Here is a 26,519-nt window from a genome sequence, read left to right as displayed (position 1 = left end):
GTCCAGTACGAGGCCGACTCGGGCGCACGCCCGGACGGGCACCCGACGCCGCGCGCCGATCCGACGAGATCTGCCGGACGGGTTCTAGAGGATCGTGAATCCGCCGTCGACGGCCAGCGTGGCGCCCGTGACGTAGGAGGCGCGCTCACTGCACAGCCAGGCGGCCGCCTCGGCGATCTCCTCGGGTTCGGCGGTCCGTGGCTGCGGTGTGGCCCGGTGCAGCATCTCCTCGGCGCCCGGGTTCTGTGCGAACCAGTCGGCCACCATCTCGCTGCGGGTCGTCCCGGGCGCGATCGCGTTGACCCGGATGCCCTGGCCGCCGTACTCCGCGGCGGCGGCCTTGGTCAGGCCGATCACGGCGTGCTTGGACACCACGTACGGCGCGGCGACCGGGGTGGCGACCAGGCCGCCGGTGCTGCTGGTGTTGACGATCGCCCCGCCGGTGCCGCCCGCCAGCATCGCGGCGATCTCCGGGCGCAGGCAGTTGAACACCCCGCGGACGTTGGTGTCCATGATCTCGTCGTAGACCTGGTCGTCCATCAGGTGCAGCGGTGTCCGGCCGACGCCGTAGCCCGCGTTGTTGAACGCCGCGTCGAGCCGCCCGAAGCGTTCCACCGCGAACTCCACCGCGTGCACCGCGTCCTGGGAGCGCGTCACGTCGGCCGTCACGTACTCGGCGCGGGCGCCCTGCGCGCGCAGCTCGTCCACCAGGGCGGCGAGCCGCTCCTCACGGCGGGCGGTGAGCACCACCGCCGCGCCCTCGCGTGCGAAGACCCGGGCCGCGGCGGCGCCGATGCCGCTGCTCGCACCCGTGATCAGTACCGTCCTGCCGGACAGGAATCCGTGTTCATCAGCCATTCCCCGAGTCTTTCATCCGTTGATCACATCCATGGGCGCAGGTCCGCACCGGCGCCGGGCCGGGGACCACCGGCGTTCCGGCCCGAGGCCAGCTCCCCGGGGCCAACTCACCCATCCCGTAACCGCCTTGCGGACCGCTCGCACCGACTACCCCTGAACGGTGGCACCATGCGCATCTCCCTCATCCAGCTCGACGTCGACCCCGCCGAGTCCCTCCCCGACCGGCGCCGACGCGTCGCGGACCTGGTCCGCGGCCTGCCCGACTCCGACCTCGTCGTCCTGCCCGAACTCTGGACGGTCGGCGCGTTCTCCTTCGACGACTTCGCCGCGAGCGCCGAGCCGCTCGACGGTCCGACCCTCCGGATGCTGGCCGCCGCCGCGGCCGACGCCGGCAGCCGGGTCCATGCCGGGTCGATCGTGGAACGCGACGACCGGGGCCGGCTCCACAACACCTCACTGCTGCTGGGGCCGGACGGGCAGTTGCAGCGCACCTACCGCAAGATCCACCGGTTCGGCTTCGACAGCGGCGAGGCGGTGCTGATGGAGGCGGGCAGCGAGATCGTCACCGCGCCCGCCGGGCCGACCACGCTCGGCCTGGCCACCTGCTACGACCTGCGCTTCCCCGAGCAGTTCCGGCTCCTGGTCGACGCTGGCGCCGAACTCCTGGTGCTGTGCGCGGGCTGGCCCGCGGCCCGGCTCGGCCACTGGTCGGTGCTGGCCCGGGCCCGCGCCGTCGAGTCGCAGGCGTACGTCCTCGCCTGCGGGACGGCCGGTACCCACGCCGGGGTGGAGATGGCGGGGCACAGCCTGGTGGTCGACCCGCGGGGTGAGGTGGTGGCGGAGGCGGGGGCCGCCGAGCAGGTCCTCACCGTGGACATCGACCCCGCCCTGGTCCGGACCGTCCGGGCGGACTTCCCCGCCCTTCGCGACCGCGTCCTCGCACTGCCCCTGCCCGCACCCCTGCCGACGGCCTGAGGCCGCGGGGTCCCGGGCCGCGGGGTCCCGGACCCGGGCCGCCGGTCCGGTCGCGTGTCCGTGGGACGGACGGGCACGCGACCGGACGGGCCGGCCGGCGGCGTCACAGCGGATCGATGTCCGAGGTGTCGCCGTCGACGCGGATCCACCGGGTGATCCCGAGGTCCCGCAGGAAGGAGACGTCGTGGCTGACCACGATGAGCGCCCCCTGGTAGGCCCGGAGCGCCTGCGTCAGCTGGCGGACGCTGGCGAGGTCCAGGTTGTTGGTGGGCTCGTCCAGCAGGAGCAGCTGCGGCGGCGGCTCGGCGAGCAGCAGCGCGGCGAGCGTCGCCCGGAACCGTTCCCCGCCGGAGAGCGTGCCGACCTCCTGGTCGGCCCGCCGGCCCCGGAACAGGAAGCGGGCCAGCCGGGCCCGGATGGCGTTGTCGGTGGCCTCGGGGGCGAACCTGCCGACGTTCTGGGCCACCGTCAGCCGCTCGTCGAGCAGGTCGAGGCGCTGCGGCAGGTAGCGCATCGGGACGCCGACCTTGACCTCCCCCGCGACGGCGGGCAGTTCGCCGGTGATGGTCCGCAGCAGCGTGCTCTTGCCCGCGCCGTTGCGGCCCACCAGGGCGATCCGTTCGGCTCCGCGCACCTCCAGGTGGGCGCGGGTGCCGTAGCGGAGCTCCACCTCGGAGAGCGTGAGCACGGTCTTCCCGGCCGGGACCGAGGTCTCCGGCAGGTCGACCCGGATCTCGCGGTCGTCGCGTACCGCCTCCTCGGCCTCGGTCAGCCGGTCCTTGGCGTCCTCGAGGCGCTCCAGGTGCATGTTGCGGTGCTTGCCGGCGGCCACCTGCGCCTGCCGCTTGCGTTCCTTCATCACCACCTTGGGCTCGCGCTTGGTCTCGTACATCTTGTTGCCGTAGCGCACCCGCCGGTCCAACTTGATCCGGGCGTCGGCCAGTTCGCGCTTCTGCCGGCGGACGTCGGACTCGGCCACCCGCACCATCCGCTCGGCCGCCTCCTGTTCCACGGCGAGGACCCGCTCGTACTCGGCGAAGTTGCCGCCGAACCAGCGCACCTCGCCGTCCCGCAGGTCCGCGATCTGGTCCACCAGGTCGAGCAGTTCGCGGTCGTGACTGACGATCACCATCGAGCCCTTCCAGGCGGCGACCGCGTCGTAGAGCCTGCGGCGGGCCTCCAGGTCGAGGTTGTTGGTCGGCTCGTCGAGGAACAGCACGTCGGGGCGGCGCAGGAACTGCGCGGCGAGGCACAGCAGGACCGACTCCCCGCCGGAGAGTTCGCCGATCCGGCGCTCCAGCGGTACGTGGGTGAGCCCGAGGCGGTCGAGGGTCGCCCGCGCGCGCTCCTCCACGTCCCAGTCGTCGCCGACCACGGTGAAGAGTTCCTCACGGGTGTCGCCGGCCTCGATCGCGTTCAGTGCGCGGCGGATCCCGGCGATGCCGAGCTGCTCCTCGACCCGGACCTCGGCGTCGAGGACGACGGTCTGCGGGAGGTAGCCCAGCTCGCCGGTGACCTTGACCGAGCCGCTCGCCGGGGTGAGTTCCCCGGCCATCAGCCGCAGCAGGGTGGACTTCCCGGAGCCGTTCACCCCGATCAGGCCGGTCCGGCCGGACCCGACGACCAGGGAGAAGTCGTCGAGGACGGGGGTTCCGTCCGGCCAGGCGAAGGTGAGCTCGGAGCAGACGACGGAAGTGTTGGCCATGGACATGGAGCCTCCTGAGGAGTCATGGGCCCCGGCACGGCGGGGCGGCGATCACGGAGCGACATCGCCGGCCCCCGGTGGTTCCACGGGGAGCGGCTGTCGTACGGCGGGCCCTGACGGCCCGTCGGCGGGAGCGCGGCACGCACCGACGGGGGTGCGGCGTGACATGACCTCAGAAGAGCAACGGCCTTCTCCAATGAACGGCGGCAGTTCTTCTACAGCGTATACCTATCTCCCCGGATCCGCTCCCCCGATTTCCGGCTCCGCCCGGATCCACCGCCGCAACCCGCCCCGCGCGGCGCCGGGAACGGGCCCCGGTCACCGACTCGACCTGCGCGGACGCGAATCGGCGCGGGCAGCACCGAAGCTGCCCGCGCCGACCGTGTCCGCCCGGGGATCACCGTCCGGAATGCCGTCCGGCTACGGCTGCGCCGCCCGGCCCGCGAACTCCAGGGCGGTGACCGAAGGACGGTAGACGGACAGCGGCGGGACCCTCAGCACGAACGGCAGCAGGGCGCCGACCGCCCCTCGCCCGCCGGCCGGCCGGACGTCCCGCACCACGGCCACTGCCGCACTGGCGGTACGGAGCTTCGCCCGCTCGTCCGCGTCCATCGCCCACGGCATCGGGGGCGCCTGGTAGCTGCCGGTCCGCAGCCGGCCGCGGACCGACAGCGCGCCGAACCACCGCGGCACCGCGTCGAGCAGGAAGGTCGCGCCGGGGAAGGCCTCCGCGCAGCCCGCGATCAGGGCCTTCACCTGCGGCGGCCGGAGGTACATGAGCAGGCCCTGGGCGGTGATCAGCACCTCACGGCTGCGGTCCACCTCCTCGGCCCACCGCAGGTCGGTGGCGTCGGCGGCGAGGTAGCGCTGGCGCGGGCCGGGCGGCAGCAGCCGCTCGCGCAGTTCCACCGCCTCGGGCAGGTCCACGGTCAGCCAGTGGGCGCGGCCGTTGTCGACCCGCCAGTACTGGGTCTCCAGCCCCTCCCCCAGGCAGACCACCGTGCCGCGCGGCTCCCGGGCCAGGAAGTCCAGCACCTCACGGTCGAAGCAGGACGCCCGCAGCGCCTGCAGCTGGGCCTGGACGGCGCTGGTGCCGAACCGCTCGGCGAACGGGTAGTCGATCCGGTCGACCAGTTCGACGGCCTTCGGGTCGTGCAGGATCCGGTCGGGCCGCCGGGCCTCGACGGCACGCTGGTAGAGGGTCCACAGCGCGGTCCGTGGCACGTCCGCCAGGTCGGCCTTGACCTTTGTCGGCTGATCGTCCGTCATGTCCCCGCTCCTCCACCCGTCCGGTACCCCGGCATTCTGACATCCGCGCGGGCGCCCGGCCGTGCACCGCCCGGGCGCGGCGTCCGCGGTCGGGCCGGGTCAGCCCACGCTGAAGGCGCCGTCGGGCGGCGGCGGCGAGTCCTCGGCGTGGGCGTCGGTGACCGGGCGGGCGCCCCGGGCGAGCCCGGCGAGCTCGTCCGCGTCGGCGAGCCTGGCGGGGAACGGGTCGGCGGCCACCCGGCGGCTCAGCTCCCGGACCGGCAGCTCGCCGGTGGAGCCGGCCAGCAGGATGTTGCCGTAGCGGCGCCCGCGCAGGACGGCCGGCTCGGCGATCAGGCAGGTCGACGGGAAGACCCGGCGCAGGGTCGCGGCCTGCGCCCGGGCGAAGGCCAGCGGCGGGCCGTCGGCGAGGTTGGCCACGTAGCAGCCGCCGGGGCGCAGAGCGGCGGCGGCCAGCTCCAGGAACTCTACGGTGGTCAGGTGGGCCGGGGTGCGGGAGCCGTGGAAGACGTCGGCGACCAGCAGGTCCGCGGCGGCCGCGGGTGCCTCGGCGAGGGCGGCCCGGGCGTCGCCGACGGTGACCTCGATGCCGTCCGGCCAGGGCAGCAGGTCGGCGACGAAGCGCACCAGCGGCCCGTCCACCTCGACCACCCGCTGGCGGGAGCCGGGCCGGGTCGCGGCGAGGTAGCGGGGCAGGGTGAGGGCGCCGCCGCCCAGGTGCAGGGCGGTCAGCGGCCGGCCCGCCGGGGCGATGGCGTCGGCGAGGTGGGCGAGGCGGCGGACGTACTCGAACTCCAGGTGGGTCGGGTCCGCCAGGTCGACGTAGGACTGCGGGGTGCCGTCGAGGGTGAGCAGCCAGCCGCCGTCCCGGTCGAGGTCGGGCATGAGTTTGGCGGTGCCGAGGCCGACCGCCCGTTCGACCGGGCGGGGTTCGGGCGCGGAGGCGCTCACGCGGTGGTCGCCGGGGCTCGGCGGGGCAGGTCACGGCGGGTCCCCGCGGCGGCTGGTCTCGGCATGACGGCAGCATAGGCCCCGGTGGCCCGGCCGGCGCCACGCACCGGGCTACCGACCGGTATGGTCGTGCTCGCAGGGCAGCTGGTCCCCCGTCACGGCAGGTCGAGGCAGAGATTATGGGTGCGGCAGACGTGGAGTTCCGAGAAGACATCCTGGGTACCCCGTACGAGGCGGCCGAGCTGCCGCTGACCGCCGACGAGGAGGGGCCGGTCACGGCGACCCTGGTCCGGCGGCCGGTGCCCGGTGCCACCCGCGCGGTGCTCTACCTGCACGGGTACACCGACTACTTCTTCCAGACCAACCTCGCCGACCACTTCGTCTCGGCCGGGTTCTCGTTCTACGCCCTGGACCTGCGCAAGTACGGCCGCTCGCTGCGGCCGCACCAGTCCCCGAACTTCGTCCGCGACCTGACCGCGTACGACGAGGAGCTGGACGAGGCGGTCCGGATCATCCGCGAGCAGGACGGCCACACCCGGCTGCTGGTCAACGGCCACTCCACCGGTGGTCTGGCGGCCGCCCTGTGGGCCTCCCGGCGGGCCGGGCGCGGCCTGGTCGACGGGCTGTTCCTGAACAGTCCGTTCCTGTCGATGCCGGCCGCGCCCGCGGTCCGCACCCTGGGCGCCCCCGCCCTCGAGGCGCTCGGCCGGTTCGCCGCCACCCGCAAGCTGCCGGCCCCGCTCAACCCGCACTACGTGCACAGCCTGCACCGCGACCACCGCGGCAGCTGGGACTTCGACCTCACCCTCAAGCCCGCCGAGGGCTTCCCGCTGTACGCGGGCTGGCTGGCCGCCATCCAGCGCGGCCACCGCCAGGTCCGGCAGGGGCTGCAGATCGACTGCCCGGTGCTGCTGATGGCCTCGACCGCGTCGACCGTGACCAACAAGTGGGACCCGGCGCTGCTGCACACCGACGCCGTGCTGCGCGCCGACGACATCGCCGCCCTGGCGCCGCGGCTCGGCCGCCACGTCACCACCGTGCGGATCGAGGGCGGCATGCACGACCTGGTGCTGTCCGCGCCGCCCGTCCGGGAGCAGGTCTTCGCCGAGCTGGACCGCTGGCTCGACGCGTACTTCCCGGCCGCGCAGGGCTGAGCCGCCCTCGCCGTCGCACGTGTTCAGACGTCGCGGCGCGCGTCCAGGACCGGGCGCAGCAGCGTGAGCGGCTCGGTCCAGTCGAAGGTGCGGCCGGCGGTCTCCTTGCCGGTGACCGGCGGCTGGGTCCCGATCAGCACGCCCATCGAGCGCAGGGTGTCCAGGTTGGCCCGGTAGGCCGGGTGGGCGGCCTGGGCGGTGTTCAGGCAGGGCTGGACGGCGACGGGCGTGCCGAGGCCGGGAGCCTCGCAGAGGATGCCGAGGGCGAGGGTGTCGGAGATGCCCGCGGCCCACTTGTTGACGGTGTTGAAGGTGGCCGGGGCGAGGGCGACGGCGTCGGCGGGCGGCAGCGGTCTGGGGTCCCCGGGCCGCCGCCAGGCCGAGCGGACCGGGTGGCCGGTGAGCTCCTGGACGGCCTGCGGGTCGATGAAGGCGAGCGCCGGCGGCGTGGCGACCACCCCGACCTGCCAGCCCTCCCGCTGTGCGGCGCCGATCAGGGTGCCGACGCCCTCGGCCACCCCGGCCGCGCAGACCACCACGTACAGGAAGGGTGCCCGGCCGCCGGTCATGCGCGGCCCCGGGCGGACCGCCACTCGTCGGCGAGCAGGCCGAAGTACACCTCGTCGATGAACTCGCCGTACACCCAGGCGGAGGCGCGCAGCGTGCCCTCCTCGGCGAAGCCGGCGCTGCGGGCGGCGCCCCGCATGGCGGCGTTGTCGGCCAGCGTCTCGATGGCCAGCCGGTGCAGGCCGCGCACGGCGAAGCCGTACTCGCACAGCACCCGGACGACGTCGGTGCCCAGGCCCCGGCCGCGGAAGGCGGGGCGCAGTGACAGGCCGAGGTGGCCGACCCGGTTGTGCAGGTCGATGCCCCAGAGGTTGGCCTCGCCGGCGAGCTCGCCGGTGGCGGCCTCGACCACGGAGAACGCCGCGGAGGTGTCGGCCGGTGCCGCCGGGGTGAACGGTGAGTACGGGCCGGCCGCGACCGGCCGCCAGGGCTTCGCGCTGTCGCGGCAGCGGTTCAGCACGTCGTCGTAGAGGTCGCCGTGCAGGATCGGGACGTCGGCCTCGGTGCGGGCCCGGAGGGTGACCTTCTCGCCTTGCATCATGCGGCCAGTGGTACCGAAGGCCACGGCACGACCGCAAGCGAATTGCCGGCCCCGGCCGGATCAGCCCTGGTCGGGTCCGGATCAGCCCTGGTCGGGGCCGGGCGGGCCGCCGCCGCGCCGGCGGGTGCCGGCGGTGCCGCGCAGCACGGAGACCACCCCGAGGGCGGCCGCGCTCAGCGGTACCGCCAGCAGGGCGCCGATGATGCCGGCGACGCCGGAGCCGGCCACCACTGCGATCATGATGGTGGCCGGGTGGAGTTCGACGGTGCGGCTCTGGATGACGGGCTGGAGGATGTTCCCCTCGATCGCCTGGACCGCGAGCACCACGCCGAGCACCCACAGTGCGGTGCCGAGGCCCTCGTCGGCCAGGGCGACCAGGACGGCGGCGGAGCCGGACAGGAAGGCCCCGATGAACGGGATGTAGGCGCCGAGGAAGACCAGGGCGCCGAGGCCGGCCGCGCCGGGGACCCCGAGGGCCACCAGGCCGATGGTGATGAAGGTGGCGTCGATCAGCGCGATCAGGGTGGTGCCGCGCATGAAGCCGGCCATCGCGTCGAAGGCCTGCCGGCCGCAGGCGATGACCTTCTCGGCGGCCTCGCCGGGCAGGTAGGAGCGGACCAGGTCGGGGCTGCGGTGGCCGTCGCGCAGGAAGAAGAAGACCAGTGCCAGGCCGAGGACACCGCCGGTGGCGACCTGGGTGGCCAGGCCGAGGCCGGAGACCACGCCGTCGGCGAGCGAGCTGACCAGTCGGCTGCCGGAGCCGGAGGCCTGCTGGAGGGCGTGCTGGATCTTGTCGCCGAACGGGCCGAGCCAGGAGGCGATCCGCGCGCCCGCGTCCTGCAGCGCGGTGGCGATCTGCGGGGCGCTGTGCACCAGCGAGTTGACCAGCAGGGCGAGCACGCCGAGGACGCCCAGCACCAGCACCACGCAGGTCAGGCCGGCGGCCGCGGCCCGGCCGAGGCCGTGGCGCACCAGCCAGGGCACCGCGGGGTAGAGCAGGGCGGTGGCCAGCAGGGCGAGCAGCAGCGGGACGGTGGCGGCGCGCAGCGCGACGAAGGCGTAGACCACCAGGGCGGCCACGGCGATGAACAGGATCACCGCGGCCGACCAGGCGGCGGTGGCCCGGACCGCGGGCGGCAGCCAGCGGTACGGGCGGCGGTCGTCCTGGGCCGGGCCGCCCGCCGGGGTGGGGGGCGGGGGCTCCGCCGACATGGGCACCTCCGCGTTGGCCGGCCAGTCCCGATCGACCGATCTCAGCAGATGATCAGCCGATCCGCCCGAATTGACCCGTTCCGTGGCGCGTCCGGTGCGATCGGGTGGCGCCCCTCGGACGGGGGCCGGTCAGGCGGGTGGCGGCAGCGGCTGCTCGGTCCAGACGGTCTTGCCGTCGGCGGTGTACCGGGTGCCCCAGCTGCGGGCCAGCTGGGCGGCGATGAACAGGCCGCGGCCGCCCTCGTCGATGGTCCTGGCGTGCCGCAGCCGGGGTGCGGTCGCCCCGGCGTCGTGGACCTCGCAGCTGAGCGCCCGGTCCTTGATCAGCCGCAGCGACAGCGGCGGCTCGCCGTACCGGACGGCGTTGGTGACCAGCTCGCTGACGATCAGCTCGGCGGCGTACCCGGTCTCCTCGTCCACACCCCAGCGGGCGAGCCGGTCACGGGCGTGGGCCCGGGCGATGGCGGGGGCCTTGCGGTCGGCGGGCAGCAGCCAGTCGGCGACCAGTCCCGGGTCGACGGCGTGGGTCCGGGCGAGCAGCAGGATCGCGTCACCGGCCGGGGCGGCGCCCTGCCCGGGGCCGCCCAGCAGGCCGTAGAGCGCCCGGTCGCATTGGTCCTGGAGCGGGGCCGCCGGGTCGTCGAGGACGCGGCACAGCGCCCCGGGACCGGCGGCTGCCGGGCCGGCCGCCAGCAGGGCCGGGGTGTAGAGGGCGAGGACGCTGCCGTCGGCCAGGGTGACGACGGCGATCGGGAAGGGTTCCTCGTCGGTGCTCCCCAGCGACGGCCCGCCGCTCACCTCGGTGACCGTCGTCGTGCCGTCCGGGGAGACCAGCACCGGCGCCGGCTGCCCGGCGCTGGCGATGGTGCAGTTGCGGGTGACCGGGTCGTAGACGGCGTACACGCAGGTGGCGGAGAGCGGCTCGCGGTGCAGCGGGTCGCCGGACGGCAGGCCGGCCCGTTCGGCGGCCAGGTGGACGGTGGTGTCGTTGAGGCGGGCGAGCAGTTCGTCGGGTTCCAGGTCCTGGGCGGCCAGGGTGTGGATGACGGTGCGCAGCTCCCCCATGGTGGTGGCGGTGTGGATGCCGCTGCCGGAGACGTTCCCGACCACGAGAGCGGTCCGGGCGCCGGGCAGCGCGATGGTGTCGAACCAGCCTCCGCCGCCCCCGCCGGGCACGTGCAGGTGGGCCGACTCGACGGTGGCCCGCTCGGTGGAGTCGGTGGGCAGCAGGCGCCGCTGCAGGGTGGCGGCGATGGTGTGCTCGCGGGCGAAGCGGCGGGCGTTGTCGATGCACAGCGCGGTGTGCGCGGCCAGGTCCAGGGCGAGGTCGACGTCCTGCTGCTCGAACGGCGGGAGCTCGGCCCGGTAGAGGCTGAGCAGCCCGAGGACGGTGCCGCGCAGCACCAGCGGCGCCGAGATGAGGCTGTGGGCGCCGGACGCCCGGATCGCCTCGGCCCGGCGCGGGTCGATGGCCAGCCAGGGCGTGTCGGGGCCGAGCGAGGTCAGCCGGGGCCGCAGGTCGGCCACGCTCTGCGCGTACGGGGTCGGCCAGGGCAGGGTGCGGACGTCTCCGACCGGGTAGGCGGGGGCGTCGGTGATGCCGGCCCGGACCTGGTAGGCGGCGCGGCGCAGCGGTACGTCCTGGCCGAGCGGGCCGAGCGGGGGCTCGTCGCCGCGGACCACGGCGTCCACCACCTCGACCACGGCGAGGTCGGCGAAGCCCGGCACCAGGGCGTCGGCCAGCTCCTGGCAGGTGATCACGGTGTCCAGGGTCCGGCCGACCCGTTCGCGGACCCGGTCGAGGGTCCGGACCCGGGTCCGGGAGGCCTCGCGTTCGGTGACGTCCACGGCGGTCACCGCCGCGCCCAGCACCTCGCCGTCCGGTCCCTCCAGGCGGAACGCGGAGACGTCCGCCGACCGGATCCGCTCGGGGTCGGACTCGGGCCGGACGCGGACCAGGAGCCCCTGCACCGGCTGGCCGTCGGCCAGCACGCTGCGCAGCATCCGCTCCAGGGCACGGGCGTCCTCGACGTCGTACGCGTCGATGAGCAGGCGGCCGATCATCCGCTCCTCGGGGACGCCGCGCAGGTTGCGGGTGGCGGTGTTGACCCGGACGATCCGCAGGTCGGTGTCGAGGAGGTGCAGGCCGACCGGGGAGCGGGTGAACAGCGCGTCCAGCAGCGCCTCGCGCAGTCCGTCCCCGGCGGTGGTGCCCTCGGGGATCCGGCTGACGGCCCAGGCCAGGCCGCCGCCGGGGGCCGGCGTCGGCCGTACCCGCAGGTCGACGGCGACGTGGTGGCCGTCGCGGTGCCGGAGCACCGCCCTGGCCGGTCGCCCCTGCCCGTCGGCGGCGGAGGGCGGCTCCGCCGCCAGCACGGTGGCCGGCCGGCCCAGCACCTCGCCCGCCGGGTACCCCAGCAGCTCCTCCGCCCGCCGGCTCCACCGGGCCAGCGTGCCGACGGCGTCCACGACCATCAGCGGATCATCATGTGCCACGTCACCACCTCTACCACCAAGCTTGCCCGACCCACCGCCGGCCCCGGGCGGGGGCGGCGGCCCCTCCCCCGGACAGCCCTGCCGGTCCACGGGAGGCACCGGTGGGGTGCGGCCACGGGCTCCTCGTGGTGCCGTACCGGAGCCGCAGCCGCCGGCCGGCGGCGGCGGAGGGTCGCAGGCAGCTGACGGCGGCCGGGGCTCCTGCAGTCGGGGGCCAGCCGCGGGTACCGGGTGCCGCCCCGCTCAGCCGTCCTGCTCGACCGCGACCCGGCCGCGGTCGTCGCCGCCGAAGGCCAGCACCCGCGCGCCCTCGCGCTCGACGCCGGCCAGGTCGGCCCGGCCGAGCCGGGTGAAGGCGCGGACCCGGAGCACCCCGTCGTCCCCGGTCCTCCAGGCCCCGGCGACCTGCCCGTCGACCAGGACGGAGCCGAGCACGATGCCGTTCTGCGTCATGATCCGCGGGCGGTACTCCTCGGGGAGCACCCGGGTGCGGTCGGCGTGCGAGAGCAGCAGGTTGTCGAAGGGGGCGAGCAGCCGGACGGGCGCCGGCACCGAGGCGTCCGGGCGCGGCGCGTCCGGCAGGTCGTACAGGGTCCGGCCGGCCCGGTCGCGGAAGGTGACCAGCTGCGCGGCGAGCCGCTTCAGGACGGCGGCGAGTCCGGTCAGTCCGCACCACTTCTGCACGTCGGCCGGGCCGGCCGGGCCGAACGCGGCCAGGTAGCGCAGCACCATCGCGTCGGGCGCGGGCGCGGGGTCCAGCGGGCGGCCGAGCCAGTGCTCGGCGGTGGTGTGCGCGGCCGGTCCGCCACGCCCCCACAGCCCGCGCGGCGGGACCTGGACCAGCGGCAGCCGGCAGCGGGCCGCCTGGGCGAGCGCGGCCGGGTCGGCCCCCGGCTCGTGCCCGGCCAGCTCCGCGCCGAGGTGCTGGAAGGTCATCGGCTCCGCCTCGACCAGGGCGCGGGCGCGGGCCGTCACCCGGTCCAGGTCGACGCCGGGCAGCCGCTTCGCCCAGTTGGAGCCGAAGCCCCGGTCGAGGACGGGCTGCAGCAGCGGGCGCAGCGTCAGGCAGTCCTCGGCGGTGACCAGGTGGATGGTGCCGCGCTGGAGGGCGATCCGGACCACCCGCCGGTCCTCGATCGGCGCGGTGAGGTGCTCGGGCCGCAGGCCCTCGATCCGGGACAGCAGACCGAGGTACGGCGGCTCGGGCGCCGCCTGGGCCTGCAGGCCGACCAGGTGGCGGATCATCGCGAGCGGGTCCGCGCCGGAGCGTTCGAGCAGGTGCTGGCGGGCCAGCAGGGCGCGGCCGAGCTCCCGGGGGCCCATCTCTTCCTGACCCGCGGCACTCACCGGTGGCCGGCCGCGCGGTCGATCACCGAGCGCAGCAGCGCGGGCCGGTTGGAGGTGAGGGAGTCGACCCCGGCCCGCAGCATCCGGCGCATGGTGCGGCGCAGGTCGACGGTCCAGGTGGAGACGGTGAGGCCGGCGCCGTGCGCGGCCGCGGTGAACCCTTCGTCGACCAGGCCGAACGGCGGGTTGATCGCGTGCGGGCGAAGGTCCGCGAGCAGGGCGCTGACCGGCAGGGTGAGCTGCTTCCAGGTCAGTGCCACCTCCGCGGCGGGGGCGAGTTCGCGGATGGCGAGCATCGCGGTGACCGGTCCGCAGAAGGCCACCCGGTCCTCGGCGCCGAACCCGGTGACGGCCTCCCAGGTGGCGGCCGCGGGGCCGGCCGTGTCGAGGTCGATCAGCAGCCGCCCGGCCGGTATCGCGTCGGTGGCCTTCAGCACCTCGGTGAGGGTCGGCACCCGCAGGCCGGGGCTGCCGAGGTCGGCGAGCTGGTCCAGGGTGAGGCGGGCGACGGCGCGCGGGTCGCCCCAGTGGCGTTCCAGGGTCGGGTCGTGCAGCAGGACGGGGACGCCGTCACGGGTGAGCTGGACGTCGACCTCGACGGCGTCGGCCCCGGCGGCGAAGGCGGACAGCACCGAGGGGACGGTGTTCTCGCGGTGGCGGTAGGGGTCGCCGCGGTGGGCGACGGCGAGCACGCGGCTCATGGCGGGCCTTCCTCGGGGCTCGGGCGGGGCGGCGTTCGGGGCCCGGGGCAGGGCCGGTCGGGCCAGGTCGAGGGCGGGTCGGGCACCTTCAGGCGCGTTCGATGACGACGTTGGTCGACTTGATCACCGCGATGGCGGGGGCGCCGGGCACCAGACCGAGTTCCTCCGCGGAGTCCCGGCTGATCAGCGAGACCACCCGGAACGGTCCGGCCTGGATCTCCACCTGGGCGGCGACGTCGCCGAGCACCACGTCCGTGACGATGCCGGGGAAGCGGTTGCGGGCCGAGGACGGGCGGCCCTCGGCGGCGGCGTTCTCCGGTCTGGCCAGCTCACGGGCGAAGGCGGCGAGCTGCGCGCCGGGGACGATCCGGTGGCCGTGCTCGTCGCGCTCGGCGCCGACCCGGCCCGCGTCCACCCAGCGGCGCATGGTGTCGGCGCTGACGCCGAGCATCGCGGCGGCCTCGCCGATGCGGTACGAGTGGACCGGCCGGTGGGGCTGGGCCATGGTGCGCTCCTGCGGTGATCGGAAGGCTGTCGCCGCCATCCTGCCCTACCGGGGGACGGCCTGGCGACGCACCGTCACCTCGCGGGTCGCCCACCCGCCGTCCGGGTGTTCCTCACTCGCCGCCGAACAGGTCCCGGCGCACCGCGTCACCGGCCGTCAGCAGCGCGCCCGCCAGCACCGCGCCGCCGCCCGCCGTCCCCGCCCGCACCTCGGTGGAGAACGGCGACAACCGGGCGAGGCGCCGCTCGACCCGGGCCGCCAGGTCGGCGCCGCCGGCCCGGCCCAGTTCGCCGCCGAGCACCACGCACCCCGGGTCGAGGACCACGCAGATCGCGGCGGCGCCGATCGCGATCCGCTCGGCCAGCTCGTCCAGGAAGGCCGCCTCCCCGGCGGCGACGGCGTCCCGCAGCAGGAGTTCGGCGCGCCGCACCGGCCCGGTGGCGGCCGGTACCGGCAGCCCGTGGCGCTGCGCCAGTTCGGCCACCGCGACGCTGCCGACCAGGGAGTGGAAGCCGCCCTCGCAGCCGGTGGCGCTGGGCAGCGCGGTGGTGCCGGGGACCGGCAGGAAGCAGATCTCCCCGGTGCCGCCGGACGCGCCGCGGCGCAGCCGGCCGTCCAGCACCACGGCGGCGCCGACGCTGTGGCCGAGCCAGACCAGCGCGAAGGTGTCGCGGTCGCGGGCGGCGCCGAGCCGGTGTTCGGCGATGCCGGCCAGGTTGACCTCGTTCTCCAGGATCACCTCGGCGCCGTCCAGCGCGGGGCCGCCGGCGCCGGCCCGCAGCGCGGCCAGCAGTTCGGTGTGCCAGCGCGGCAGGTTGCCGGAGTTGTTGAGCGCACCGGTGGCGGGGTCGACCAGGCCGGGGGCGCCGACCGCGACGGTGTGCAGCCGGTCGGCGCCGGCCTCGGCGGCGGCCGCCAGCAGGGCCCGTACCGTGCGGGCGGCGAAGTCCTCCTCGCCGGGGCCGGCCGGGATCTCGGCGGTGGCCAGGGTCCGGCCGGTGAGGTCGGCGACGGCCAGGGTGACGCCGGTCGCGCGGACGTCGATGGCGGCCAGGTGGGCACGGTCGGCGACCAGGGCGTACAGCCGGGCGTTGGGGCCGCGCCGGAGCTGGGCGCTCTCGCCCGCGGGCGCCACCAGGCCGGCCCGCTGGAGCCGTTCCAGCAGGTCGGCGACGGTGGGCCGGGACAGGCCGGTGAGGCTGCGCAGCTCCGACGCGGTGAGCGGTCCCCGCTCCAGCAGGAGGTCGAGGGCCAGCCGGTCGTTGATGGCGCGGGCGGTGCTCGGGGTGGCCGTACGCGCGATGGTCATGAAGCTGCATCCTTCCAGAGGTTTCTATCAGGGTCCCTTCCTGATAATTTATCGGTGCGCCGGCGGGCCGGTGGCACCGTGGGAACACAGCCGGAACGGGGAGGGCCAGGGAACATGGGGCAGCAGCTGAAGGACGTCCGCCGGGCCAGGGCGAGCATCGCCCTGGTCTTCGCCGTGCACGGCGCCGTCACCGGCACCTTCGTCACCCGCATCCCGTGGATCCAGGACCACCTGGACCTCAGCCCCGGCCGGCTCGGCCTCGCCCTGGTGCTGCCCGCGGTCGGTGCCTCGCTCGCGATGCCGCTGGCCGGGCGGGTCGTGCACCGGTACGGCGCCCGGGCCGCCGTCCGCGGCCTGCTCACCCTGTGGTGCCTGTCGCTGGCCGTCCCCGCCCTCTCCCCCGACCTGCCCGCCCTGTGCCTGGCCCTGTTCCTGTACGGGGCGACGGCCGGGATGGCCGACGTGGCGATGAACGCCCAGGGGGTCGAGGTCGAGGAGCGGCTCGGCCGGTCGATCATGTCCGGCCTGCACGGCATGTGGAGCCTCGGCGGACTGGTCGCCTCCGCCTTCGGCGTGCTGGCGGCGCACCGGCATACGGATGCCCGCCTGGAGTTCGCCATCACCGCGCTGGTCCTGGCGGCGCTGGCCCAGCCGGTCTGCGCGGGACTGCTGGACGTCCGGCCGCGCACCGGCGAACAGGCGCCGCCGCGGTTCGCCCTGCCGCCGCGGGCCGCGCTCACGATCGGACTGGTCGGCTTCTGCGCGGTGTTCGCCGAGGGCGCCTCGATGGACTGGAGCGGCGTCTACCTGCGGGACGTCACCGGGTCCTCGGCCGGGACGGCCGCGGCCTGCTACTCGGCCTTCGCCGGCACCATGGCCGCCGCCCGGCTGGCCGGCGACGCCGTGATCCGGCGGCTCGGCCCGGTCCGCACGGTCCGCCTCGGCGGCGCCCTCGCGGCCGCCGGCGGCCTGCTGGTGGTCCTCGCCCGCACCCCGTACCTCGCCATCCCGGGGTTCGGCCTGATCGGGATCGGCATCGCCGTGGTGGTCCCGCTCGCCTTCGCGGCCGCCGGCCGGGCCGGCGGCAACCCCAGCCAGGCCATCGCGGGCGTGGCCACCATCACCTACACCTCGGGGCTGGTCGCCCCCGCGATCGTCGGCGGCATCGCCCAGGCCAGCTCGCTGACCGTCTCGTTCGCCGTGGTGACCGCCCTGTGCGCCGCCCTGGTCGCGAGCGCCCCGGCCCTGCGGCAGCGCCCGGCGGCGGAACCCGAGCCGGCGGCCGACCTCCAACGGGCCGGCTGAACCGCGACCGGCGGCCGCCCGCGATTCCCACCGGCGCCGCCCGCCGTGCGATGCTCCCCCGGTGAGCAGCGCAGCCGTCCCCCGCAACCCGATCGGCGCCCATGTCCCCGTCGCCGGGCGCGGCCTGGCCGGGACCGGCCTGGCGTACGCCGCGAAGGTGGGCGCCGAGGCGGTGCAGGTGTTCGTCGCCAATCCGCGCGGGTGGGCCACCCCGGCCGGGAACCCGGCCCAGGACGAGGCGTTCCGCGCGGCCTGCGCCGAGCAGGGCGTCCCCGCGTACGTGCACGCGCCCTACCTGATCAACTTCGGCTCCGGTTCGGCCGCCACCCGCGAACGCTCCGCCGAATCGCTGCGGCACTCGCTGCTGCGCGGGCACGCGATCGGCGCGCTGGGCGTGGTGGTGCACACCGGCTCGGCCCTGTGCGAAGGCGGCCGGCCGGCCGCACTGGCCCAGGTCCGCGCGGACGTGCTGCCGCTGCTGGACGAGCTGGACCGGCGCGGGGAGGACGTCCCCTGGCTGCTGCTGGAGCCCACCGCAGGCCAGGGCAGCTCGCTCTGCTCGCGGATGGGGGACCTCGCCCCGTACCTCGAGGCGCTGGAGCACCACCCGCGGGTCGGCGTCTGCCTGGACACCTGCCACGCCTTCGCGGCCGGGCACGACCTGGCGGAGCCGGGCGGCGTCGCCGCGATGCTGGACGAGCTGGTGGCGGCGGCCGGACCGGGGCGGCTGCGGCTGATCCACGCCAACGACTCGATGGACGTGGTCGGCGCCCGCAAGGACCGGCACCAGAACATCGGCGCGGGCCACATCGGGGCCGAGGCGTTCCGCGTGCTGATGGCACACCCGGCGACGGCCGGGGTCCCGCTGGTCATCGAGACCCCGGACGGCCGCCACGACCCCGACCGGGTCGAGGGCGTCCGGCACGCCGCCGACATCGCCCGCCTCAAGGAGCTGCGCACCGACGGGCCGCTGCGCACCGACGCGCCACCGAGCGACGACGGGCCACCGAGCGACGCCCCACGGACCGACAGCCTGCCCACCGGCCACCTGCGTGGGCCCGCCGCCCGGACCGCTGGCTAGGCTCGTCCCCGTGCCCAAGCTCCCCGGCCTCCCCGCCCTCCCGCCACTCGACCGCGCCGTCCGGCTGCGGCTCGCGCTGCTGGTGGCCATCCTGGCCGCCCTGGCGGGCTCGCTGCTGCTCTGGGACCCGGCCGCGGTCCTGGCCGGCGCCACCGGCCCCTGGCGGCTGCCGGTCGCCATCGCGGCGTACGCCGTCGGCACGCTGGCGTTCGTCCCCAAGCCCGCGCTGAACGCCGCGGCCGGCCTGCTGCTCGGCGTCGGCGAGGGCCTGACGATGGCCATCGCCGCGACCACCCTCGGCGGCGTGCTGGCCTTCTGGCTCGGCCGGGCGCTCGGCCGGGACGCGCTGCGCCCGTTCCTGCGGACCAAGGTGCTGGCCTCGCTGGACCGCCGGCTGACCGAGCAGGGGTTCCGCAGCGTCCTGCTGCTGCGGATCGTCCCCGGGGTGCCGTTCCAGGCGGCCAACTTCGGCTGCGCGGTCTCCGGGGTCCGGTTCTGGCCGTACACCTGGGCCACCGCGCTCGGGGTGGCGCCGGGCACCGCGGCGTACGTGGTGGCGGGGGCCAGCGCCGGTTCGCCGGGCTCCCCGGCGTTCCTGATCTCCAGCGCGCTGATCGTGCTGATGTGCGTGCTCACCGTGGTGACCCTGTGGCGGGCCAGGGCGGCCGCCCGCGCCTCGGCCGCCCGGGACGCCGCGCACCACCCGGCCACGCCCGTCCCCGATGTCCCGGCCGTCCCGGAGCGCGCTACCGCCTGATCGAGGGGTGCCACTCGCCGAGCGCCCGCAGCACCGCCGTGTTGGCCACCATCACCACGCCCAGGACCAGCGCTCCGGTCGGCCGGCCGGCGAACGCCAGGGCCGCCACCGCACCGCCGAACACCAGCACCTGGGTCAGGTACCAGGCCGGCGCCGACCGCACGGTCGCCTTCGGCGAGGCGTACCTGCCCCACAGCAGCGCGGCCGCCAGCGGCAGCGCCACCGCCAGCAGGACCCGCACCGCCAACGGGCCGTCCACCCGGTAGCCGCCCGCTCCCAGCGCGACCAGCGCGGCCAGCTCCAGCAGCAGCCGGAGCGCCAGATTGCTTCCCCGCAGTACCGCACGCACAGTGCCCGCCCCCGTCCCCGGCCGCCACGGCCGGAACGCGGGCCATCCTAGGAGCTGCGCGCCGGGCGCACCACGGGTTGCGGGCCACCGGCACCGGCTCACCGCAGGCCCCCGGCCCCACGCGCTTGACCCGCCAACTGGTTAGCTGCCATATTACTTGCCATGAGCAAGGGCACCCCGGACGCACCGGGCACACCGGGCACTCCCGAGGAGGAGTCGCCGACCCTCGACCAGGCCCGCCGCCAGCTGCGGCACTACGGCCTGGACGCGGACCCGCAGGCGGTCCTGGTCGCGGTCCGGCTGATGTCGGCCGGGGCGCGGCTGGGCCAGGCGGCCGAGACGCACTTCGCCCGGTACGGGCTGTCCACCGGACGCTACCGGCTGCTGGCCGACCTGGAGGACAGCGGCGGCGAGAAGTCGCCCTCCCGCCTGGCAGCCGGCCTCGGGGTGTCCCGGGCGACGGTGACCGGGCTGGTGGACGCGCTGGAGCGGGACGGACTGGTGGTCCGGCGCCCCTCCACCGAGGACGGCCGCGGCGCCGTGGTGGTGCTGACCGCCCGCGGGGCGCAGCGACTGCGCGACCTGGCGCCCGACCACTTCGACCGGCTCCAGGCGATGGTCGGCGAGCTCACCCGCGAGGAGCGCGCGGTCTTCCTGGACCTGCTGGCCCGGATCACCCGCGGCATCGGGGCGCTGACCGAACCGTAACCGGGGCCCCGGCCGCACCACGTCCACCCGGCCGGAGCCCGGCCCGGAGCCTTTCACGCCCATATAGTTAGGCACCTAATTAGATCGCCTGCTCGACCCGCAGGCCCGCCGAGCGACACCCCGAGCAACACCCCGAGAACACCCGGAGGAACCCCATGGGAAAACGCAGGGACGCCCCACCCGGCCGGCGGCCGGTGCCGCCCCGCTTCCGGCTCCGCCGCGAGGTGCTGGTCGGCTACGCCGCGCCCGCGCTGAGCGCCGGCGCCGGCGGCCTGATCAGCGGGCAGCCGGGCCTGACCCTGGCCGCCTGGACCTCGATCGCCGGCACCTCGGCCCTGTCCACGGCCCTGACCGGCGGCTGGCTGAGCCGCCGCGCGCCGGGCCGCCGCTGGGCCAGGACCGTGCCACGGCCCCTGCTGGCAGCGGGCTCCGCCCTGGTCGCGGGCGCCGTCGCCGCCCTCGCCGCCCAGCTCGCGACCGGCCCGTTCGACGTCTGGACCACCGCACACCTCGCCCCCTGGGCGGGCCGCCTCCAGCTGGACCTGCCGATCGCGGCGGCGCCTGCGGCCGCCATCGTCAGCTGGCGCTGGCGCAGCGCCGAACGGACCCGGACCGTCCCGGGCCCGACAGCACTCCCGCTCTCCCCGACCGGGGAGATCCCGACCCGAGAGGACCACCGATGATCGTCGTCATGGGAGCCACCGGATCCACCGGCAGCGCACTCCTGCACCGCCTCACCTCCCTGGGCGTCCCCGTGCGCGCCCTGACCCGCGACCCCGCCCGGCTGCGGGCCCGCCTCGGCTCCCCCACCGGCGGCTCACCCGCCGCCGGCGTCGAGATCCGGGCGGCGGACGCCGCCGATCCCGTGACGCTGCGGGCCGCGTTCGAGGGCGCCGACCAGCTCTTCCTGACCATGGCCAACAGCCCGGCCCAGGCCGCCCTGGAGGGCAACGCCGTCGAGGCCGCCGCCCGCAGCGGAATCCGGCACGTGGTCAAGCTCTCCGCACCGGGCGTCGGCGCCGACTCCCCCGTCGCGGTCTCCCGCTGGCACCACGCCGTCGAGCAGCAGTTGCTCGCGTCCGGCCTGCCGCACACCCTGCTGCGCCCGTACGCCTTCATGCAGAAGCTGCTGCTGCTCGGCCCGGAGATCGCGGCACGAGGTGTGCTGTACGGGGCGATGGCCGACGCCCCCTGCAACTACGTGGACTGCCGGGACATCGCCGATGTGGCCGCCGCCGTGCTCACCCGGCCGGAACTGGCGGGACGGACGTACACCCTGACCGGGGACCGCGCCTACAGCCACCCCGAACTGGCGCACCTGCTGGGCACTCTGCTCGGCCACCCGGTGCGCCACCTCGACCTGGGTGCCGAGGGCCTGCGCCGCCACCTGCTCGAACACGCCGGGATGCCGGGCTGGCTGGCCGCCCATGTCGCGGAGATCCAGCAACTGGCCGTCGACCGGCCGGAGACGCCGACCACCACGGTCGCCGGGATACTCGGCCGACCGCCGCGGAGCCTGGAGGCATTCCTGCACGAGCACCTCGGGGCGTTCCGGCCGGGACCCGCCAGGGATACCCGGTGAAGATGTCCGGCGACGGTGCCGGAAAGGGCCCCGGAAGGAGTCCGGAAGAACTCCGGACGGACCCCGGCAGGGCGTCGGAACGGGATGCCGGAAAGGCCGTCCGGTAAAACTGCTGGCCGGTCCGGGAAGCGGCGAGCATCATGACGGGCATGACGACCATTTCCCGGATCGACCCCCCGTTCGCCGCCGACGAGAGCGCGATGCTGCACTCGTGGCTCGACTACCACCGCGCCACCCTCGCCCTGAAATGCGAGGGCCTGACCGACGATCAGCTGCGTGAGCGTTCCGTGGAGCCGTCCTCGCTGTCGCTGCTCGGCCTGGTCCGGCACATGGCCGAGGTCGAGCGGCACTGGTTCCAGGCCGTGCTCGACGGGGTCGACCTCGGCGAGCAGGGCCTGTACTGGACCAAGGAGGACCCGGACGGCGACTTCGACAACGTGGCCACCGGCGACGTGGCCGCCGACTTCGCCGCCTGGCGGGAGCAGGTCGAGCTGGCCCGGCGGTCCGCGGCCGGCGTGCCGCTCGACGCCGTGGGCAAAGGCCTGCGCCGGGGCGAGGAAGTGACGCTCCGGTGGATCCTGATCCACATGATCGAGGAGTACGCCCGGCACAACGGGCACGCCGATCTGCTCCGCGAGCGGATCGACGGCGCCACCGGCGAGTGAACCCGTTACATGATTGTTGACAGATAGTCAACCAAGGCCTGACGCACACCGATATGGTCTACGCGCGCAACCACCGGCGGACCTGGGGCGTCGCATGGATCATCCGGACAATCACGGATTTCCCGCTCGCCACAACCCGTCCGGCGGTCGCGAGCGGGCACCAGACCGGTGATCAATGCGATACTCGGACAGTTCCAACAAGTGGATGACGTGTCAAGAAGGCACGGAAACCCGGGGGACGCGTACGGGACGGGACAGGGAGGCGCGGCATGGGAGCACTTCGCGACGAGCACCACAACGGGTGGCTGATGCCCTCCGGGAATTACCCGGCCGCGGTGTACGAGGAACCGTGGGACTCCGAGGAGACCCTGCAGAACGCGGTGCCCGCACCCGCCAAGATCGTCTCGCTGCGCCCGACCGGGTTCGAGTCCGCCCGTACCGTCGGCGAGCACATCCGGGCCTCGGTCCCGGTCGTGATGGACCTGACCGAGATGAGCGAGGCCGAGGCCAAGCGCATGGTCGACTTCGCCTCCGGTCTGATCTTCGGCACCCGGGGCGGGATCGAGCGGATCGCCCGCCGGGTGTTCCTGCTCACACCGGCGGAGGTCGAGGTCACGGTGATCGACCGCCCGCTCGACGACACCGGCTTCTACAACCAGAGCTGACCACGCCCCGAGCGGTACCACCGGGGACGGCACCCGCCGTCCCCGGTTTTTTGCTGCCCGGGGCCGGGTCGGCTGAGTCGGCCGGCAATCTCATGAGACATCGATGTCTCAGTTGCTCTACACTCGATTCATGGCAACCGACCGTGACTCCGTGCTCGAAGCCGCCGTCGGCGTGCTCTCCCGCCGCCCCACCGCCCACCTGGACGAGATCGCCAGGGCGGCCGGCATCAGCCGCGCCACCCTGCACCGGATCTTCCCCGGCCGGGAGGCACTGATCCGCGAGGTCGGCACGCTCGGCCTGCGCCGGTTCGCCACCGCACTCGACACCGCGATGATCGAGGAGGGCGACGCGCAGGCCGCGCTCAGACGCCTGATCGACGCCGTCGTCCCGGACGCCGCGCTCTGCGCGCTCCTGGCCGGCGAGAACCAGCTCTACGACGACCCGGGGATCAACGAACTCTGGGAGATCCAGGACGCCCGGGTCCGCGCGCTCTTCCTGCGCGGCCAGCAGGAGGGCGTGTTCCGGATCGAACTCTCGGCCGGCTGGCTCAGCGAAGCCTTCTTCGACCTCGTCGCGGGCGTCGGCTGGGCCGTCCAGGACGGACGCCTCGCCCCCCGTGACAGTGCCCACTCGCTCGCCGAACTCTTTCTCGGCGGCGCTCTCAGGAGACCTGATAACTCATGACCGGCAAGCCCCTCACCCACGCGGGCGCCCGGCGTCGCTGGGCCGGTCTCGGCGTGCTCGTGCTCGCCGTCACCCTGGTCGCGGTCGACGCGACCGTGCTGTCGCTGGCCATCCCCTCCATCAGCGAGACCCTCGACCCCAGCGGCACGCAGCTGCTGTGGATCGGCGACATCTACTCCTTCGTCCTGGCCGGCCTGCTGGTCAGCATGGGCGCCCTGAGCGACCGGATCGGCCGCAAGAAGCTGCTGCTGGCGGGGGCCACCGCGTTCGGCGCCGCCTCCCTGCTCGCCGCGTACGCGCCCACCCCTGGCTGGCTCATCCTGGCCCGCGCCCTGCTGGGCGTGGCCGGCGCGACCATCATGCCGTCCACCCTCTCGCTGATCCGCACGCTCTTCCCGGACGCCCGGGAGCGGGCCACCGCGATCGGCATCTGGGGTGCCGGCGCCACCGCGGGCGCCGCGCTCGGCCCGCTGGTCGGCGGGGTGCTGCTGGAGCACTTCTGGTGGGGCTCGGTCTTCCTGCTGAACCTGCCGGTGCTCGCGCTGCTGCTGGTATTCGGTGCCTGGCTGCTGCCGGAGTCCAAGGACCCCAAGCCCGGCCGCTGGGACGTGCTGAGCGTGGCGCTCTCCATGGTCGGCGTGATCGGCGTGGTCTACGCGATCAAGGAGGCCGCGGCGCACGGGCTCGGCCAGTGGCCGGTACCGGTGGTCTTCGCCGTCGGCGTCACCGCCCTGACCGTCTTCGTCCGCCGCCAGCTCCGGCTGGAGACCCCGCTGCTGGACGTGCGGCTGTTCGCCGAACCGCGGTTCACGGCAGCCGTGGTCGCCTCGCTGACCGCGCTGATCGGCCTCAGCGGCGTGATCTTCTTCATGTCGCAGTACCTGCAGCTGGTCCGGGGCCTCAGCCCGCTGACCGCCGGGATCGCGGAGATGCCGGCCTTCGTCGGAGCGGTCGTCGGCGGGCTGCTGACGGCCCGGTTCGCCCGCCGGTTCGGCCACCGCGCCGCCCTCACCACCGGTCTGCTGGCGATGGGCCTCGGGATCGGCCTGCTCGGCCTGGTCCACCAGGACACCACCTACCTGCTGCTCGGCGCCTCCTTCCTGGCGGTCGGCACCGCCGAGGGCGTGGTCTACACGCTCGCCTCCGACCTGGTGCTCGGGGCCGCCCCGGCCGACAAGTCGGGCGCCGCCTCCGCCGTCTCGGAGACCGCGTACGAGCTGGGCACCGCGCTCGGCATCGCGCTGGTCGGCTCGGTGCTCACCGCGATCTACAGCGGCACCGTGGCCGTCCCCGCGGGGACGGACCCGGACACCGCCGCCCGGGCCGCCGAGTCCATCGGCGGCGCGGTGGAGGCGGCCGGTTCCCTCCCGGCGCAGAGCGGCGGGCAGCTGCTGCACAGCGCGAAGGACGCCTTCGTCCAGGGCATGAACACCTCCGCCTGGCTGGCGGCCGGACTGCTGCTGCTCTCGGCCGCACTGTCCTGGTACCTGCTGCGCCCACGGCGCCCGCGCGGCGGGGCCGCGTCGACGGCCCGGCCGAGGGCGGCGGCCGACCGGGTCGACGCCTGACCGGTCGGCCGGCCCACCCCGGGCTGCCGGGAGACGCCGGTCGGCCGGCCCACCCGTCGGCCGGCCGGCTCAGCGTGCCTCGACCGGCCACATCGCGGCCACCGTGTCGTGGACGAAGTCCACGCGAACAGCCCGAACACCAGCACACCCACCACGCAGCCGACGATCACCCCCACCGCGGACAGCCCGCACAGCAGGGCGATGATCCGCCCGGCCGAACGCGCCGCCGGATCGTCCGGTCCGCCGTCCCCGTCATCCTCGCCGTACGCCTTGCCGTCCCCGTCGATGGCCATCGGCACCCCCTGGGGGAGGGTGCCCGGCTGCGCGCGTCCCGGAACCGCCGGCGGGCGCTACCGCTGCGCCCCTGGGTCCGCGTCCACCTCCAGCAGCAGTTCGATCAGGGTGCGGACCCCGAAGCCCGTACCGCCGGCCGTCCACTCGCCCTCGTCGCCGTCGGCCAGGGCGGTGCCCTGGATGTCGAGGTGGGCCCAGGGGACGCCGGGCGGGACGAACTCCCTCAGGAACAGCCCGGCCAGCAGTGCGGTGCCGTGCCGGGTGCCGATGGTGTAGTTGACCAGGTCGGCGACGCGGGAGGCGAGCTGGCCGCGGTACGCGTCGGGCAGCGGCAGCGGCCAGTTGGGCTCGCCGGCGCGTTCGCCCGCCGCCATGACCCGCTCGGTGAGCGCCCGGTCGTTGCCCATCAGGGCGGCGATCCGGCGGCCGAGCGCCACTGCGGCCGCGTCGGTGAGGGTGGCGAGGTCGATGATCGCGTCCGGCCCGCTCTCGCCCGCCAGCAGCAGCGCGTCGGCCAGGATCAGCCGGCCCTCGGCGTCCGCGTTGCGGATCTCCACCGTGGTGCCGTCCCGCATCCGCAGGACGTCGCCGATCCTGGTCGGATCGGCATTGGGCATGTTCTCGGTGAGCGGGAGCCAGCCGTCCACCGCCACCGGGCAGCGCAGGTCGGCCAGCACCGACATCGCCCCCAGGACGGCCGCCGCTCCCGCCATGTCGGCCTTCATGTCGGCGAGTTGGGCGTTCGGCTTGAGGGAGAGGCCGCCCGCGTCGAAGGTGACACCCTTACCGACCAGGGCGATCCGGCGGCCCCCCGGCCCCGCACCGGCCGGACCCGCACCGGCCGGACCCGCACCGGCCGGCCGGTAGCCGAGCCGGACCAGCCGGGGCGGCTCCAGCGAGCCGCGGGCCACGCCGAGCAGCCCGCCGAGCCGCTCGGCCGCGATCCGCTCGCCGTCCCAGACCTCGCACTCCAGACCGGCCCCGGCGGCCAGTTTCGCCGCCCGCTCCGCGAAGGTGCGCGGGGTGAGCACCCCGCCCGGCTCGTTGACCAGGTCGCGGGCGAGCAGCACGGCCTCGGCACGGCGGCGGCCGGTGAACAGCGAGGCCTGCGCCCGTGCCTGCTCCTGCGGCCCGGCCAGCACGTCGACCCGCTGGTCGGGCGCCGGAAGGCCGCCGCTGCGGTACCCGGCGAAGCGGTACCCGCCGAGCAGGTAACCCTCCGCGAGCTGCCCGAGGTCGAGCGCGCCGGCCCGGACGGCGAGCCGCCGGT

25 protein-coding genes and 1 pseudogene are annotated in these 26,519 nt (G+C 75.3%); 12 read left to right on the top strand and 14 right to left on the bottom strand.

Annotated features, from left to right (window positions below):
- Nucleotides 1-84: 84 nt before the first annotated feature.
- Nucleotides 85-858, bottom strand: coding sequence for an SDR family NAD(P)-dependent oxidoreductase (locus AA75_RS01980; RefSeq protein WP_033817909.1), 774 nt, complete (start codon nt 856-858; stop codon nt 85-87).
- A 168-nt stretch (nt 859-1,026) separates the two neighbouring features.
- Here AA75_RS01980 and AA75_RS01975 point away from each other — a divergent pair, with 168 nt between their 5' ends.
- The gene (locus AA75_RS01975; RefSeq protein ID WP_033817908.1) at nt 1,027-1,833 is read left to right on the top strand and encodes a carbon-nitrogen family hydrolase; all 807 of its coding nucleotides are present in this window, start codon (nt 1,027-1,029) and stop codon (nt 1,831-1,833) included.
- A 103-nt stretch (nt 1,834-1,936) separates the two neighbouring features.
- Here AA75_RS01975 and AA75_RS01970 read toward each other — a convergent pair whose 3' ends face one another.
- From AA75_RS01970 to AA75_RS01960, 3 genes are all read right to left on the bottom strand, one after another.
- A complete protein-coding gene (locus AA75_RS01970) occupies nt 1,937-3,544 on the bottom strand; it encodes an ABC-F family ATP-binding cassette domain-containing protein (RefSeq protein ID WP_033817907.1) in 1,608 nt (535 codons plus the stop codon).
- Between the two features lie 414 nt (nt 3,545-3,958).
- Complete coding sequence (locus tag AA75_RS01965; protein WP_033817906.1) at nt 3,959-4,807, bottom strand: class I SAM-dependent methyltransferase; 849 nt, start codon at nt 4,805-4,807, stop codon at nt 3,959-3,961.
- Nucleotides 4,808-4,906: 99 nt separating this feature from the next.
- Nucleotides 4,907-5,692 carry a spermidine synthase gene (locus tag AA75_RS01960; protein WP_051811595.1) on the bottom strand — a complete coding sequence of 262 codons (786 nt, stop codon included), beginning with the start codon at nt 5,690-5,692 and terminating at the stop codon, nt 4,907-4,909.
- Nucleotides 5,693-5,952: 260 nt separating this feature from the next.
- Here AA75_RS01960 and AA75_RS01955 point away from each other — a divergent pair, with 260 nt between their 5' ends.
- Nucleotides 5,953-6,912, top strand: coding sequence for an alpha/beta hydrolase (locus AA75_RS01955; protein WP_233288880.1), 960 nt, complete (start codon nt 5,953-5,955; stop codon nt 6,910-6,912).
- A gap of 23 nt (nt 6,913-6,935) precedes the next feature.
- On the opposite strand, the gene AA75_RS01950 is transcribed toward AA75_RS01955, so the two are convergent.
- The 8 genes from AA75_RS01950 to AA75_RS01915 form a co-directional block, all read right to left on the bottom strand.
- Entirely contained in the window at nt 6,936-7,481 is a 546-nt protein-coding gene (locus AA75_RS01950; RefSeq protein ID WP_033817922.1) for a flavoprotein, read from the bottom strand.
- Entirely contained in the window at nt 7,478-8,020 is a 543-nt protein-coding gene (locus tag AA75_RS01945) for a GNAT family N-acetyltransferase (RefSeq protein ID WP_033817921.1), read from the bottom strand. Before AA75_RS01945 ends, AA75_RS01950 begins: the two co-directional genes overlap by 4 nt.
- A gap of 81 nt (nt 8,021-8,101) precedes the next feature.
- A complete protein-coding gene (locus tag AA75_RS01940) occupies nt 8,102-9,232 on the bottom strand; it encodes an AI-2E family transporter (RefSeq protein WP_063794262.1) in 1,131 nt (376 codons plus the stop codon).
- A 129-nt stretch (nt 9,233-9,361) separates the two neighbouring features.
- Nucleotides 9,362-11,728 (bottom strand): SpoIIE family protein phosphatase, encoded by a 2,367-nt coding sequence (locus AA75_RS01935; protein WP_368666544.1) that lies wholly within the window; start codon nt 11,726-11,728, stop codon nt 9,362-9,364.
- A gap of 243 nt (nt 11,729-11,971) precedes the next feature.
- Nucleotides 11,972-13,051, bottom strand: coding sequence for a winged helix DNA-binding domain-containing protein (locus AA75_RS01930; RefSeq protein WP_051811589.1), 1,080 nt, complete (start codon nt 13,049-13,051; stop codon nt 11,972-11,974).
- Between the two features lie 20 nt (nt 13,052-13,071).
- Nucleotides 13,072-13,776: a glycerophosphodiester phosphodiesterase gene (locus AA75_RS01925; protein ID WP_033817904.1), complete on the bottom strand. Its 705-nt coding sequence runs from the start codon at nt 13,774-13,776 to the stop codon at nt 13,072-13,074.
- A gap of 88 nt (nt 13,777-13,864) precedes the next feature.
- The gene (locus AA75_RS01920) at nt 13,865-14,281 is read right to left on the bottom strand and encodes a molybdopterin-binding protein (RefSeq protein WP_199520241.1); all 417 of its coding nucleotides are present in this window, start codon (nt 14,279-14,281) and stop codon (nt 13,865-13,867) included.
- Between the two features lie 112 nt (nt 14,282-14,393).
- Nucleotides 14,394-15,590 carry an ROK family transcriptional regulator gene (locus tag AA75_RS01915; RefSeq protein WP_033817903.1) on the bottom strand — a complete coding sequence of 399 codons (1,197 nt, stop codon included), beginning with the start codon at nt 15,588-15,590 and terminating at the stop codon, nt 14,394-14,396.
- A 114-nt stretch (nt 15,591-15,704) separates the two neighbouring features.
- Between AA75_RS01915 and AA75_RS01910 the strand changes: the two genes are divergently transcribed.
- From AA75_RS01910 to AA75_RS01900, 3 genes and pseudogenes are all read left to right on the top strand, one after another.
- The gene (locus AA75_RS01910; protein ID WP_033817902.1) at nt 15,705-16,895 is read left to right on the top strand and encodes an MFS transporter; all 1,191 of its coding nucleotides are present in this window, start codon (nt 15,705-15,707) and stop codon (nt 16,893-16,895) included.
- A 61-nt stretch (nt 16,896-16,956) separates the two neighbouring features.
- Nucleotides 16,957-17,862: pseudogene (locus AA75_RS01905) on the top strand (deoxyribonuclease IV); the annotation flags it as partial.
- Nucleotides 17,863-17,986: 124 nt separating this feature from the next.
- Nucleotides 17,987-18,733 (top strand): TVP38/TMEM64 family protein, encoded by a 747-nt coding sequence (locus AA75_RS01900; protein ID WP_233288879.1) that lies wholly within the window; start codon nt 17,987-17,989, stop codon nt 18,731-18,733.
- Here AA75_RS01900 and AA75_RS01895 read toward each other — a convergent pair.
- Nucleotides 18,723-19,082 carry a DUF2568 domain-containing protein gene (locus AA75_RS01895; protein WP_063794260.1) on the bottom strand — a complete coding sequence of 120 codons (360 nt, stop codon included), beginning with the start codon at nt 19,080-19,082 and terminating at the stop codon, nt 18,723-18,725. The two genes, AA75_RS01900 and AA75_RS01895, sit on opposite strands and share 11 nt — an antisense overlap.
- A gap of 162 nt (nt 19,083-19,244) precedes the next feature.
- Here AA75_RS01895 and AA75_RS01890 point away from each other — a divergent pair, with 162 nt between their 5' ends.
- From AA75_RS01890 to AA75_RS01860, 7 genes are all read left to right on the top strand, one after another.
- Nucleotides 19,245-19,790: a MarR family winged helix-turn-helix transcriptional regulator gene (locus AA75_RS01890; protein WP_051811587.1), complete on the top strand. Its 546-nt coding sequence runs from the start codon at nt 19,245-19,247 to the stop codon at nt 19,788-19,790.
- Between the two features lie 155 nt (nt 19,791-19,945).
- Nucleotides 19,946-20,473, top strand: coding sequence for a hypothetical protein (locus AA75_RS01885; RefSeq protein ID WP_051811584.1), 528 nt, complete (start codon nt 19,946-19,948; stop codon nt 20,471-20,473).
- Nucleotides 20,474-20,481: 8 nt separating this feature from the next.
- Nucleotides 20,482-21,372 carry an SDR family oxidoreductase gene (locus tag AA75_RS01880; protein ID WP_368666543.1) on the top strand — a complete coding sequence of 297 codons (891 nt, stop codon included), beginning with the start codon at nt 20,482-20,484 and terminating at the stop codon, nt 21,370-21,372.
- 149 nt (nt 21,373-21,521) lie between these two features.
- On the top strand, nt 21,522-22,037 hold the full coding sequence (locus AA75_RS01875; protein ID WP_033817912.1) for a DinB family protein: 516 nt from the start codon (nt 21,522-21,524) through the stop codon (nt 22,035-22,037).
- A 269-nt stretch (nt 22,038-22,306) separates the two neighbouring features.
- Nucleotides 22,307-22,702 carry a cell division protein SepF gene (locus AA75_RS01870; protein WP_051811581.1) on the top strand — a complete coding sequence of 132 codons (396 nt, stop codon included), beginning with the start codon at nt 22,307-22,309 and terminating at the stop codon, nt 22,700-22,702.
- Between the two features lie 130 nt (nt 22,703-22,832).
- Nucleotides 22,833-23,387: a TetR/AcrR family transcriptional regulator gene (locus AA75_RS01865; RefSeq protein WP_033817899.1), complete on the top strand. Its 555-nt coding sequence runs from the start codon at nt 22,833-22,835 to the stop codon at nt 23,385-23,387.
- Nucleotides 23,384-24,955 (top strand): MFS transporter, encoded by a 1,572-nt coding sequence (locus AA75_RS01860; protein ID WP_051811579.1) that lies wholly within the window; start codon nt 23,384-23,386, stop codon nt 24,953-24,955. Before AA75_RS01865 ends, AA75_RS01860 begins: the two co-directional genes overlap by 4 nt.
- A gap of 350 nt (nt 24,956-25,305) precedes the next feature.
- On the opposite strand, the gene AA75_RS01855 is transcribed toward AA75_RS01860, so the two are convergent.
- Nucleotides 25,306-26,519 (bottom strand): leucyl aminopeptidase (locus AA75_RS01855; RefSeq protein ID WP_033817898.1); only part of this gene is annotated, 1,214 nt, incomplete at its 5' end.

The sequence above is a fragment of the Kitasatospora sp. MBT63 genome (assembly GCF_000710465.2).
In the GTDB taxonomy this organism is placed as follows: domain Bacteria; phylum Actinomycetota; class Actinomycetes; order Streptomycetales; family Streptomycetaceae; genus Kitasatospora.
This window is presented reverse-complemented; position numbering and strand designations above follow the sequence as displayed.

Coding starts and splice junctions, on each gene's coding strand:
- AA75_RS01910 (WP_033817902.1), top strand. CDS start 15,705: ATGGGGCAGCAGCTGAAGGACGTCCGCCGGGCCAGGGCGAGCATCGCC.
- AA75_RS01950 (WP_033817922.1), bottom strand. CDS start 7,481: ATGACCGGCGGCCGGGCACCCTTCCTGTACGTGGTGGTCTGCGCGGCC.
- AA75_RS01930 (WP_051811589.1), bottom strand. CDS start 13,051: ATGGGCCCCCGGGAGCTCGGCCGCGCCCTGCTGGCCCGCCAGCACCTG.
- AA75_RS01940 (WP_063794262.1), bottom strand. CDS start 9,232: ATGTCGGCGGAGCCCCCGCCCCCCACCCCGGCGGGCGGCCCGGCCCAG.
- AA75_RS01920 (WP_199520241.1), bottom strand. CDS start 14,281: ATGGCCCAGCCCCACCGGCCGGTCCACTCGTACCGCATCGGCGAGGCC.
- AA75_RS01880 (WP_368666543.1), top strand. CDS start 20,482: ATGGGAGCCACCGGATCCACCGGCAGCGCACTCCTGCACCGCCTCACC.
- AA75_RS01915 (WP_033817903.1), bottom strand. CDS start 15,590: ATGACCATCGCGCGTACGGCCACCCCGAGCACCGCCCGCGCCATCAAC.
- AA75_RS01965 (WP_033817906.1), bottom strand. CDS start 4,807: ATGACGGACGATCAGCCGACAAAGGTCAAGGCCGACCTGGCGGACGTG.
- AA75_RS01960 (WP_051811595.1), bottom strand. CDS start 5,692: ATGCCCGACCTCGACCGGGACGGCGGCTGGCTGCTCACCCTCGACGGC.
- AA75_RS01975 (WP_033817908.1), top strand. CDS start 1,027: ATGCGCATCTCCCTCATCCAGCTCGACGTCGACCCCGCCGAGTCCCTC.
- AA75_RS01970 (WP_033817907.1), bottom strand. CDS start 3,544: ATGTCCATGGCCAACACTTCCGTCGTCTGCTCCGAGCTCACCTTCGCC.
- AA75_RS01865 (WP_033817899.1), top strand. CDS start 22,833: ATGGCAACCGACCGTGACTCCGTGCTCGAAGCCGCCGTCGGCGTGCTC.
- AA75_RS01885 (WP_051811584.1), top strand. CDS start 19,946: ATGGGAAAACGCAGGGACGCCCCACCCGGCCGGCGGCCGGTGCCGCCC.
- AA75_RS01875 (WP_033817912.1), top strand. CDS start 21,522: ATGACGACCATTTCCCGGATCGACCCCCCGTTCGCCGCCGACGAGAGC.
- AA75_RS01870 (WP_051811581.1), top strand. CDS start 22,307: ATGGGAGCACTTCGCGACGAGCACCACAACGGGTGGCTGATGCCCTCC.
- AA75_RS01925 (WP_033817904.1), bottom strand. CDS start 13,776: ATGAGCCGCGTGCTCGCCGTCGCCCACCGCGGCGACCCCTACCGCCAC.
- AA75_RS01980 (WP_033817909.1), bottom strand. CDS start 858: ATGGCTGATGAACACGGATTCCTGTCCGGCAGGACGGTACTGATCACG.
- AA75_RS01860 (WP_051811579.1), top strand. CDS start 23,384: ATGACCGGCAAGCCCCTCACCCACGCGGGCGCCCGGCGTCGCTGGGCC.
- AA75_RS01890 (WP_051811587.1), top strand. CDS start 19,245: ATGAGCAAGGGCACCCCGGACGCACCGGGCACACCGGGCACTCCCGAG.
- AA75_RS01945 (WP_033817921.1), bottom strand. CDS start 8,020: ATGATGCAAGGCGAGAAGGTCACCCTCCGGGCCCGCACCGAGGCCGAC.